This is a genomic window from Staphylococcus sp. 11007852 (genome assembly GCF_011394325.1).
In the GTDB taxonomy this organism is placed as follows: Bacteria; Bacillota; Bacilli; order Staphylococcales; family Staphylococcaceae; genus Staphylococcus; species Staphylococcus agnetis.
In genome coordinates this window covers 168,334-179,462 of the sequence record NZ_JAANBJ010000039.1, presented here as the reverse complement: position 1 = coordinate 179,462, position 11,129 = coordinate 168,334, and the positions used below count along the sequence as shown (strand labels likewise).

The window sequence follows — 11,129 nt, the reverse complement described above, 5'->3', positions numbered from 1 at the left end:
TTCTAGGCTTTTTAACTTGATTCAATTAGTAACGGTCACGTGGGTCACGACGACGTTCACGGCGTTGTTCACGACGCTCTTCAATATCTTCATCTTTAACGTAATTTGATTTTTGTTCCGCTTCACGGCGTTCAATTTCACGTTGATCTGCATCAAATTCGCTATGTTCGAATTGATCATGACTATGTGAATGATCTACATGTGTTTGGTCAAAATCTGAGTGATTGTGATTTGTGTAATCATAATTGTCTTGATGATTACCTTGTGCATGATTCGCTTGTTTAGATTTTGAACCAAATAAACCATCATCATAGTTACCATAATCTGGATTACGTTTATCTTCTTCAATACGGTTTGACAAGCTGTTTAATTGCTTTTCAGCAAAGCCACGCCCACCAATACCAAATGCGATAGCAAATGCAACTGCAACAGCACCTAAGATTAATAAGAATGCAACGTTAACAATGCTTTGCGCAAAGTTTAATTGATCTAATGTCATAAATACAGCCACAATGATTAATAAGTATTTAACGACTTGCGCAAGTAATGTATGACCTGTTGCACGGCGAACAAGTTTAGCTAAAATGTTACCACCGATAAGACCTAAACCTAAAATGATAATACCTGAAATCACTAATGGTAAGTAGCCAATAATTGCTTTACCAATACCATTTAAGATTTCTAAATTTACAGTTGTTAAAGCTTGAACGACGAAGAATAATCCAATTAATGTTGTAATAACCCAACCTGCAGCTTCAGGAATGTCGATACCTTCTCTAGAATTGTTTCCAAAGTTCACATAGTGGTTAAAACGACTCACATTTAAACTTGCAAGTAAGTTTTTCACTAATGTACCTAACATTTTAGCAATGAATAAACCTAATACTAAAATGACAATCGCAACAATAATTTTTGGAGCGAATTCAAATACGCTGTTCATCATACCTTTAATCGGTTCTGATACTGATTTCATACCTAAAGCATCAAATACCGGCGGCAAGAATAATAAGAATACTAGGAAATACGCTAATTTACCAAGTGTACGAATTAAACCTTCTGATTCTGAACGTTTACCTTTATGGCCATCATGTGCATGATTGTTATTCACTAACCCTTTACGCTCTAGCCATTTATCTACACCTAATGCGTTTAAACCTTTAACAATAATATTTTTTACTACTACAGCAATAATCCATGCGAGTAATAAAAGTAAAATAGCACTAATTAAGTTCGGAATGAAATTGACAATTGTTTCAATAGCACCCTTGAATGTTCCCCATACGTTGTTCATATGTACTGCCTCCTTAAATTTTGATTTACCTAACTCTTGTGTACCCTAGTTAAAACAAAATAATCACAAAATATAAAAATTTTGCATAAACTTTCTAAATAAAGAGGGCTATGAATTTTATTGATATTGGTGAACATACCTCTGACTGATGATGTGACTAATGAGCCCCATCGTCAAAATGATGCTCGCAAATATAAGCGCTGTTGAATAGCCAACTGTATGAGCGAGTATCACCCCCGCTACATATGGGCCCATCATTTGACCAAAGCTATAAATAAATGTCATTAATGAAACAACATGGCCATTCCTTATTTCATATGCAATTTTTTGACCTTGCGACATAAATAATGTCGTCAATCCTAAAAACGTACTACCAAATAGCATAGAACTAATCATTAATGCAATCATATTTGTTGTGAGGATTGGCATTAATACTGCAATTACTTGAATGACAAAACACATTTGAGTTGCCCGACCATTCCCTATTTTTTCACCAATAATCGACCACATCACTGTAGAAGGTATCGCACCGAGTCCGACAAACATCCAACTTAATGGCGCATATGGTTCAAGTTCTGGTATTGCTTTTATGAGCGCTACCAGAAACGTTCCAGTCACGATATACCCTGCCCCTTCACTAAAATAGGCAAGATAATATGTAATATAATACGCACGTGGATATTTACGGCGTTGTGTGTGCGTCGTTATGTTCTCGGTATGCGTCATGCGCGGTGGTTCTTTTAACATCACCATAACAATACATGCGAGCGCAAAGGACACGCCTCCTAAAATCATCCACGTCATATCCCAATTATGTGTATCTGTATAAAAGAAAACAAAAATACTACTTGTGAATATACCTGCACCTACTGCACTATAAAGCAACCCACAAATCGCATGTTTACCTGCACGTCGTAACGCCTCAAGTGCGACATTCGATGCCAATACAAAGCCGACACCACTTGCAATCCCATTTAACAACCTTAAAATACTCCACATCCAAAATTCTGTTGTGATACCAAGTAAAAACATCGTAATCACGTTAAGTAACAAATATAACTTTAAATCAAAGACTTTCGAACGTATCAGACAAAACATTGGAATAATGGCACCAATTAAGTAGCCTAAATAGTTGAACGTTGCTAATAATCCGGCATCTTTATCTCCCAAGTGTGTCGCCGCTTGCATATAAGGCATGATTGGTGTATATGCAAAACGCCCTAACGCAATGACCACAAATAATGTAATCATCCCCATTAACAGTTGATGATAAGCCAATCTCGTTTCTGTTTTTTCTGTCATCCCCTTCACCTCTTTTATTTCTTCTAGTCATATTTTATGAAATGCATTGTTTCTCCCACCTAAATTTTCAATCTATAAAATATATATTAAAGTATTATGATATATCGCAGAAATATTTTGTCTTAAAATTGTCATAAATTCTAATAAATTTTTATCTCTTTGTAACCCACGACCGTTTTAGATTTGTTAACCTAGGACGCGTAACTTTTTTTATTGAGCGTATAGTTCCAGAACGCTTGATACTTGAATCAAAACATTCTAGGAGGACAATCAATATGAAAAAAGTACTTATCGCTTCATTAGCAACTGTTTCACTCTCTTTAGGTACAGCAGGTATTGTATCTGAAGTTGCATCGACACATGCTGCTACACAATCAACTAATGAAGTTTATAAAGCATTTATCCAAGCAGGTGGCACGAAAGCCATGTGGGATAACATCGTAATGCCTGAATCAGGCGGGAATCCAAATGCGGTCAATGAACTTGGCTATCAAGGATTAGGTCAAACGAAAGAAGCTTGGGGTACTGGTTCAGTAGAAACACAAACGAAAGGCATGATTAACTATGCTAAAGAGCGTTATGGTTCTATTGATAAAGCGATTCAATTTAGAATTGCTAATGGTTGGTGGTAAAGCCTTACCCTTCCTTTAACACATACGTTACATCCATTGACATGTGTGGCGTTTCATATAGAGTTAAAATCCAAGACTTTAATTCAATATGGTGTTATACACAAACGTTCGTAGGTGAAAACCATTATGGCGACGTATTGATATAACAAAATCCCTCACAATCATCACTGTGAGGGATTACTTATTTTATTGAATTACTGCTCAAATAGCTTATATGCTTCTCTTTGACCTCTTAACCCCTTTTGGAATTGAAGTGCGTAATCGTTAAACGCCTTGATGTGGGCTTCAGTTGGTTCAACTTTTTCTACTTTAGTATTACGGAATACATTGTAGTCTAAAAAGTGGCTTAAGGATGTTTTATTCGTTTCAGACATATATGATGCAAGTAATGCGATACCCCAAGCACCACCTCTATGTGCTGTCGAACGCACTTGCACAGGTACATCGAGTGCCGCTGCTAAATCATAAGCGACGGTTGGGGATTGAAATACCCCCCCATGCGCCGTAATACAATCGAATGCTAAATCTTCAGCTTCTGCTAAGCGTGCTACACCCATTTTCAACGTTACAAAACTACTATAAATATGACTCTTCATAAAGTTAGCCAAGTTAAACTGACTGTCGCGATGTCTTAAAAATGTCGGTGTTCCTTGTTTCACGTCAGTAATAAATTCACTGGAAACATAATTATAATTGAGTAAACCACCTGCATTTGCATCAGCTTTAGATAATGTCGCAAATAAACGTTCATATAAGGTCGACGATTCAACAGATACACCCATCGTTGTTAATACTTCTTCAAACAAATGCATCCACGCATCTAAATCTGATGTCCCGTTATTTGCATGAATCATCGCAACATCATATCCATCAGGCGTACTAACAATATCCACTTCAGGATGAGGGCGAGACATCGGTGCATCTAATACAAACATTGAAAAAATACTTGTTCCAACAGAGACATTACCCGTTCGGGGTTTAATACTGTTTGTTGCTACCATCCCCGTCGCAGCATCTCCTTCAGGTGGGCATAATGGAACACCAGCTTCTAAATATCCAGAAGGATCAATACGCCTTGCGCCTGCTTCAGTAAGTGTACCAGCACATTCCCCCGCCTTTAAAATATGTGGTAACATTGTTTCAATCTTATGTTCATAACCTTCTTCAACTAACAAACGATCATAGCGGTCCATTAAATCCGCACGATAATATTGTTTTTCAGTATCTATAGGAAACATTCCTGATGCGTCTCCAATGCCACTGACATGTTCGCCCGTTAACTGCCAATGCACATAACCCGCAAGTGTCATTAACTTAGCGACGTGATGCGCATGCGGTTCTTTATTCATAATCGCTTGTTCAAATAGCGCAATACTCCAGCGTTCTGGCACATTGACTTGAAATTGATAACTTAGCAGTCGACTAGCAAAATTCGCATAATTATTTCGCCACGTGCGAAATGGCACAAGTAATTCATCATCTTCGTTAAAAGCAAGATAACCATGCATCATTCCGCTAATCCCCAGTGCGTTGATTTTTCTTAATGTACCACCATATTGTTGTTTCACTTGTTCCCTCATTAAACGGTAACTTTCTTGAATCCCAATCCAAACATCATCTAAATCATAGGTCCAATAGCCGTCCCGGTATTGATTTTCCCATTTATAAACCCCTGAAGCGAGTGGTTGGTAGTTTGGCCCCACCGCTACAGTTTTGATTTGTGTAGAACCTAATTCAATCCCTACAGTAATGGCGCCAGACGCTATCCATATTTTAGTTTGTTGATTTTCCAAGTTTTTCACGTCCTTTGATGTACATTACTCTATTTTTATAATGGGAGTTACACATGCGAAACCAACGTGGCATTTGACATGAAGCTGAAATAAGACAGCATATCAACGGTACGACAAATGCTAAACTGTAATCATCAGTACACTTCATATCACACGCATCACATAGTCATCTGATCATCCATATAGCGGTCGTTTAACTCCTCTGTACATAAAGCTATCCTATCACCTTTTAATCCTTTAAAGCTAAACATAAGCAATCTTCATACTTGATCATACGCATTTCAACGCCATTTTCTAAGAATATCTCCTTGTTACTCAATGCCAATGTCAATCAACATTTGATGCTTTACTTTACCCTTATTTATCCCCCATTCGTCACCACAATAAAAAAATTTTCGCAATAAATTGTCCGAAAACTCTTAATTTATTACGCAATATGTTTTAAATTATAAGTATGCACATTATTTAGGGGTATGGTTTAAAAAATACACTTTTGCATTACGTCACGACACACTTATTAGGAATATTTTGTTTAAGTGAGATACATAGAGAGACCTGACATTTGATGTGGAAGTTCAAAGGAGAGGGAGAAATATGACTGCGATTAAAGCATTCACAGAATGGTTATGGGGCTTTCCTATCGTAGGATTGCTATTGATTTCAAGTTTATTTCTAACAATTTATTTAAAAGGGGTACAATTTCGTCATTTCGGTTACATGATGAAACAAACTTTTGGCAGTATTAATAAGACACCACGCGGTGAAGGAACCATTACACCGAGGCAAGCACTCACTTCTGCGTTATCCTCGACAGTGGGTGCCGCAAACATTGTTGGAGTCCCAACTGCTATTATGATGGGCGGTCCTGGCGCTGTCTTTTGGATGATTGTCATAGCCTTTTTAGGTATGGCACTAAAATTTAGCGAGAACGTTCTCGGTATTCATTATCGTGAGAAAAACGCCAAAGGTGAATTCGTTGGTGGTCCAACGTACTATATGAAAAATGGTTTCAAGAATAAAAAATTAGGCATGATATTTTCATCTGTTTTTGCATGTGCATTAGCATTGGAAATTATTCCAAGTGTCATGGTCCAAGGACATTCTGTAGCAAGCACTGTACATGATACGTTTAATGTACACAGTTTAATAACTGGATTCGTTATCGCTGCGTTAGCGGCACTTGTAGTATTCGGCGGTGTAAAACGAATCGCAACATTCACTGAATTTTTAGTGCCAATTATGGTAGGTCTTTACTTACTTTTAGGATTTATTATTATTGCGTTAAATATTCAACATTTTCCAAGTGTTGTAGGGTTAATTATTGAAAAAGCTTTTAACCCTGATGCCGCTTTAGGTGGTAGTTTTGGTGCCGCACTTGCGACAACGATTCGTTGGGGTTTTGCGCGAGGTATCTATTCGAATGAAGCTGGTTTAGGGACGTCACCGATTGCACATGCTGCAGCTAAAACAGATCATCCTGTGCGTCAAGCGTTTTGGGCAGTAAGTGAGATTATTGTTGATACACTCATCATTTGTTCGACAACTGCATTTGTCGTCTTAATGTCTGGTGTTTATACAGCAAGTGATGCCAATAAGAAATCTGCTGCACTTACATCACGCGCTTATGAGGATACCTTTGGCCTTTTTGGTAGTGCAACCATTTCTATTTCCATGGTTTTCTTCGTATTTTCAACAATCATTGTTGTGATGTACTACGGTTCACGTATGGCAGAATTTTTATTTGGCATGTGGGCAGGCACACTGATGAAAATCATCTATACCGTTTCAATAATCATCGGTTCGATTGGTGTGAACGAAATTCTTTGGAATTTACTAGATTTATCTTTAGCAATTGTACTGATTCCAAATATCATCGCCGTCATTCTCCTTGCACCACAAGTTAAAAAACTAACAAACGATTTCTTTACAAACTATAAAGGGAAACGTGATTAACTTCATACAATAATCAAAGCTAGGAGTTAGCTCCTAGCTTTTTTGTTTTGTCATTCATTCCACTATTATATTGAGCGCATGAATTGATAAGTAATATCAAACCATTACAAAAATATATAGGTAAATTATTATTAAAATAAAATATAGGACTTGGGACCGGTTTCAATACAATCTATAAATTATATATTATTGTCAAGGAGGTAAAAAAATGAAAAAGTTACTATTAGGTATACCATTTATTTTGATTTTAATCATTTTGGCATATTTATTCGTAAGCATGTACGTCCTCAATAAAGAAGAAGTGTACTACGGTCAAGTAAGTAATGACAATGGTTTAGTTAAAACCTTAGTATCTAACGATAGTGATAATACCAAAGAAAACTTTCAATTAACTAAAGATGACAATTTAAATGTACAAAAAAACGATTTCGTCAAAATTGTATTCACGGATAATGGCGGTGTCATTAAAGAACAATCTAAAATCAAAAAATCTGAAGTTCCTAAAGATTTACTAAAACACTTTCAATAATCTAAGTGTATTAAAACTGTACTGAAAATAAATAACATTAATAAAATTATATATAAGGTGTTAATCAATATGAACAACTTAAATAAATTCATTCTTTCTGGTGTCGTGGTACTTGGATCAACTCTTGGTATGGGCCATATGGCAGACTTCAATACACACGCCGATGCACACGCTGCACAAAAACCATATTATACTTATAAAGGTTATACATCAGCGAGCAGTAAATTTGTCCTCGACAAACACTTCGTAAATAGCCTTAAATACGACAATTTAGTTATGAACGGTTATAAAATCACAAAGACAAAGCAAATCACTCAAAAAGAAATGAAGAAAGATGACCAAACTTTCTATAATGTAAGTAATAAAAAAGCAAACGCTGTGATGTTTGCGTTAAGTCCAAAGGCTGTTTCAACTAAAGCGTTAGTGAATGTTTATGGTCAGCCTAAACAAAAACCTGTTGAATCAGCACAAGGTTCAGTTTATAACTATCAAATTGGTAAGAAAACAATCGAATTTTTTGTAAAAGATGGTTATGTATACGCTGCACAAATCACAGCAATGAATTAATACGCATTATCAGAGGGCACAAATTTGAAAGCCCTCTTTTTTCATAAAATAAAATCATTTGGAGGTATTATGAATAAACATTTTGTAGTAACCGGCGGAACAAGTGGTCTTGGCTTGGAGATTGTTAGAAATTTATTACACAATAATGTAAAAGTAACCCTACTCGCTAGAGATATTAATAAATGTAAAACTTTATTTAATGAGGATGGACACTATAAAATATTTACAGAGAAACAATCAAGTAAATCTGGTGAACATAGCTCGATCTGTCTATAGATATTGAATTTATCAGAATATAAATTCTCTTTGACGCGGTGACGAAAGATTGTTTATAGCATAATTATTATGAAGTTATTAAAACTGTAAGTGATTAAATGACAAATGATTGCAATTGTTGACTACCAACCTTCCAATGATGAATGAAATAAATAGTAATCCTTTTTAGATTAATTTTGAAAGATTTAGTCATGCAAATTTTACAATGGATTTAGAACAAGAAAGAATTGAAAGCAATTTTTTCTATAAAAATGAGAATTTCTCATAGTGAATTAAAATATATAGCAGTAAGCTAAAAACTTATGAATGTGTATGTGATAATGAATAGTTTTTTCTGGCTTAGCAATAGAGCCCTTTATTTTAAATCGCTCTAATAAACATTTTAATAAACTCTTTATTTTTATATAATTTTTTAATTACGAGAACACATACCAAATTAATGTCGTTGTATGCTTTTGACTTTTTTAATATAATATTATACCATAATATTATAGATTCAGTAATGAAGTTGAAAGCTTACTTATTAAAGGGGACGTTTCTTGATGTTAAAGTTTAACAATGAGTTATTTAAACTCATAAAAAGATATGGGGAATGTAAAAACTTTAAACAAAATGAAATTGTTTATTTAAATAATGAAAAGAATTTTTTATATGCCTTTGAAAAAGGATTAACTTTTTTAAAGCACACAGACATCACAGGTAAAATCCTAATATCAAAAATATGTAAAAATGGAAGTATTTACATAGAAACGGTTGATGAGTACAGTCAATTTCAAATAAACTACCATCTATTTTTCAAAGAAAATACCACTTTATATCAAGTCTCAATTAATAAATTAAAGGAAAAAATTGATAACGATGACCTCAATACATTGATTTTAAAATATTCACATAATGAAATTAAAAAGAGAGAATTGATTTTGAGAGACTATACTTTTTACAATAAAAAGGGAATGATTCTTTCTAATCTAGTTCGATTAGCCAATTCTTTTGGAAAAATTCTCAACAATGGGACCATACTAATAGATATTAATTTAACACATGAAGATCTTTCGCAACTATGTGGTATGAGTAGAGAAAGAACAACCAAAACTTTATCTAAATTAAAAAGCGATAATGTTCTCGATTATGATAAAAAGAGCAAAAAGTTTATCCTATTAGATTTAGACTCAATTAAAAATCAAATTAACTGTGAAGAGTGCCCTTTAAATTTTTGTAATATTTGTTAATTTCCCTATAGACCTTAAGCGAATAGATAGATAAATTATGATTGAAAAAATTACTAAAAATAGTTGTTCCTCAACTGACAGTAAATACATAACAACCGCACTTATAATCAGTAATACTATATACCTAGTGAAGCGTTTGTTAATAATATTTTTAACAAAACTATAACTATAATAAAATGTACTTATAAAAGTGAATATATACAGTAAAACAATAAGCCTTAACGGAAGCTCAAATGAAAAGTGATTTGAAATTTTTAAGCCTATCCCTATTAATAAAATTATAGGGATGATACCTTTATAAATAAAATTCCCACTAGGAATTTCTACACTTTTTTTAAATTTCTCCATATCGAAATCTTTTTTGTTTTTTTCTTTCAAAAACTTCTCATTAATATGATTAATTTGCTTTATCCTACTATTAATATACATATAAAACGGAACGACTAAAAGTGTATTTATTACAGATATACATACAAATTCTGACCAGGAATTTTTAATAACAAAATACGTTAACCAATAATCAATATATTTGTTAACGCCAAAAACGTAATAACTCCCTAAAACTACCAATGCTACAATAAAAAATCGGTATTTTAATTTCATGATAACTCACCCTTAAGTTCATTTATTAAATCCATTAATTTTTCACTTTCGCATATATTTTGTATATTCGAGAAAAAATTATTATGCAAGTTCCAAAACTCTACAATATTTTTTATTCTAACAACTGCACTCATTTTATCTAAAATATCTTTATAAATGTTATTAGCCAATGTGTCATTTTTCTCAAATAGAGTAATGTTTTTCACTAATTGCTGCTTTTGACCGTAATATAAAAATCCACCATTATAATATATTAGTTTTTTTTCATTGGATATATTTAGAAAGATAATTTTCAAAAAAAGCACTTCTTCGGTCCCTTGTATTTCACACTCTCCATCCTGTGTAATAATCTTCTTTTTAGTTACAACATTTTGATAATTACTAAAATTGGTATCTTTATTGAATTTAATATCTCCAACGACATAAACACTCATATTATCTCTATCATAATATTTCTTTGATATTTCATGTAAATTATATAATGAAATTTGATTGATGTCTTTTTCATTACCTAGTATTCGGTCTCTTATGATATTAAGTTTAACGTCCTGAGATTGAATACTTTTATACCCTTTTATTTCGTTAATAACTACTTTCTTTTCATTTTCAAAAATCTTTTTTAAATAATCATGGTTGTTCAAATACTTTAAAAGTATATTTAAAGCATCCTCTGTCATACATGGAACACAGAAAAATGTAAAATAAGTACTCTTTCCACTAGTGGTAGCATTTAAGACAATACTTATATTTTTCATTTCTTCATAAAGATTATTTTCACCTATCCAAAATTTCATATGTTCCAAAAAGTGAGCATACCCTATTTTACTATCTATCCCTCCAAAATTAATTTTAACACTGATACAATTTATATATGAGTTTTTTATATGAAAACCTATACCGCTAAGTTCTCCAAATTGAATCTTCATAATATTGTTATCTAATTCATCTAGCATA

10 protein-coding genes and 1 pseudogene are annotated in these 11,129 nt (G+C 33.4%); 6 read left to right on the top strand and 5 right to left on the bottom strand.

Translation table 11 applies throughout. The features are described 5' to 3' along the window. Nucleotides 1-25 precede the first annotated feature (25 nt). Both G8Y85_RS11820 and G8Y85_RS11815 read right to left on the bottom strand, forming a co-directional pair. Entirely contained in the window at nt 26-1,291 is a 1,266-nt protein-coding gene (locus G8Y85_RS11820; RefSeq protein WP_105995338.1) for a mechanosensitive ion channel, read from the bottom strand. A gap of 117 nt (nt 1,292-1,408) precedes the next feature. Then, on the bottom strand, nt 1,409-2,593 hold the full coding sequence (locus G8Y85_RS11815) for a YbfB/YjiJ family MFS transporter (RefSeq protein ID WP_165805899.1): 1,185 nt from the start codon (nt 2,591-2,593) through the stop codon (nt 1,409-1,411). A 275-nt stretch (nt 2,594-2,868) separates the two neighbouring features. Here G8Y85_RS11815 and G8Y85_RS11810 point away from each other — a divergent pair, with 275 nt between their 5' ends. After that, on the top strand, nt 2,869-3,225 hold the full coding sequence (locus tag G8Y85_RS11810; protein WP_060551903.1) for an aggregation-promoting factor C-terminal-like domain-containing protein: 357 nt from the start codon (nt 2,869-2,871) through the stop codon (nt 3,223-3,225). Between the two features lie 194 nt (nt 3,226-3,419). Here G8Y85_RS11810 and G8Y85_RS11805 read toward each other — a convergent pair whose 3' ends face one another. Next, entirely contained in the window at nt 3,420-5,018 is a 1,599-nt protein-coding gene (locus G8Y85_RS11805) for a xylulokinase (RefSeq protein WP_165805898.1), read from the bottom strand. Nucleotides 5,019-5,612: 594 nt separating this feature from the next. Between G8Y85_RS11805 and G8Y85_RS11800 the strand changes: the two genes are divergently transcribed. From G8Y85_RS11800 to G8Y85_RS11780, 5 genes and pseudogenes are all read left to right on the top strand, one after another. Further along, nucleotides 5,613-6,971 carry an alanine/glycine:cation symporter family protein gene (locus tag G8Y85_RS11800; RefSeq protein ID WP_165805897.1) on the top strand — a complete coding sequence of 453 codons (1,359 nt, stop codon included), beginning with the start codon at nt 5,613-5,615 and terminating at the stop codon, nt 6,969-6,971. 208 nt (nt 6,972-7,179) lie between these two features. Then, nucleotides 7,180-7,500: a DUF4889 domain-containing protein gene (locus tag G8Y85_RS11795; protein WP_103346489.1), complete on the top strand. Its 321-nt coding sequence runs from the start codon at nt 7,180-7,182 to the stop codon at nt 7,498-7,500. Between the two features lie 69 nt (nt 7,501-7,569). Continuing rightward, the gene (gene isaB / locus G8Y85_RS11790) at nt 7,570-8,067 is read left to right on the top strand and encodes an immunodominant staphylococcal antigen IsaB family protein (protein WP_209104183.1); all 498 of its coding nucleotides are present in this window, start codon (nt 7,570-7,572) and stop codon (nt 8,065-8,067) included. Nucleotides 8,068-8,136: 69 nt separating this feature from the next. Beyond that, nucleotides 8,137-8,274, top strand: a pseudogene (locus tag G8Y85_RS11785) (SDR family NAD(P)-dependent oxidoreductase); the annotation flags it as partial. 611 nt (nt 8,275-8,885) lie between these two features. Further along, a complete protein-coding gene (locus tag G8Y85_RS11780; RefSeq protein ID WP_165805896.1) occupies nt 8,886-9,572 on the top strand; it encodes a Crp/Fnr family transcriptional regulator in 687 nt (228 codons plus the stop codon). Here the strand turns inward: G8Y85_RS11780 and G8Y85_RS11775 are convergent. Next, nucleotides 9,549-10,175: a hypothetical protein gene (locus G8Y85_RS11775; RefSeq protein WP_165805895.1), complete on the bottom strand. Its 627-nt coding sequence runs from the start codon at nt 10,173-10,175 to the stop codon at nt 9,549-9,551. The two genes, G8Y85_RS11780 and G8Y85_RS11775, sit on opposite strands and share 24 nt — an antisense overlap. Beyond that, on the bottom strand, nt 10,172-11,128 hold the full coding sequence (locus G8Y85_RS11770) for an insulinase family protein (protein WP_158694778.1): 957 nt from the start codon (nt 11,126-11,128) through the stop codon (nt 10,172-10,174). The genes G8Y85_RS11775 and G8Y85_RS11770 overlap by 4 nt, the downstream gene beginning before the upstream one ends. Between the last annotated feature and the right edge of the window lies 1 nt (nt 11,129).

Bases quoted from the DNA above. Each gene is read 5' to 3' on its own strand.
- G8Y85_RS11820 (WP_105995338.1), bottom strand. From the start codon at position 1,291: ATGAACAACGTATGGGGAACATTCAAGGGTGCTATTGAAACAATTGTC.
- G8Y85_RS11815 (WP_165805899.1), bottom strand. From the start codon at position 2,593: ATGACAGAAAAAACAGAAACGAGATTGGCTTATCATCAACTGTTAATG.
- G8Y85_RS11810 (WP_060551903.1), top strand. From the start codon at position 2,869: ATGAAAAAAGTACTTATCGCTTCATTAGCAACTGTTTCACTCTCTTTA.
- G8Y85_RS11800 (WP_165805897.1), top strand. From the start codon at position 5,613: ATGACTGCGATTAAAGCATTCACAGAATGGTTATGGGGCTTTCCTATC.
- G8Y85_RS11795 (WP_103346489.1), top strand. From the start codon at position 7,180: ATGAAAAAGTTACTATTAGGTATACCATTTATTTTGATTTTAATCATT.
- isaB (WP_209104183.1), top strand. From the start codon at position 7,570: ATGAACAACTTAAATAAATTCATTCTTTCTGGTGTCGTGGTACTTGGA.
- G8Y85_RS11780 (WP_165805896.1), top strand. From the start codon at position 8,886: ATGTTAAAGTTTAACAATGAGTTATTTAAACTCATAAAAAGATATGGG.
- G8Y85_RS11775 (WP_165805895.1), bottom strand. From the start codon at position 10,175: ATGAAATTAAAATACCGATTTTTTATTGTAGCATTGGTAGTTTTAGGG.
- G8Y85_RS11770 (WP_158694778.1), bottom strand. From the start codon at position 11,128: ATGCTAGATGAATTAGATAACAATATTATGAAGATTCAATTTGGAGAA.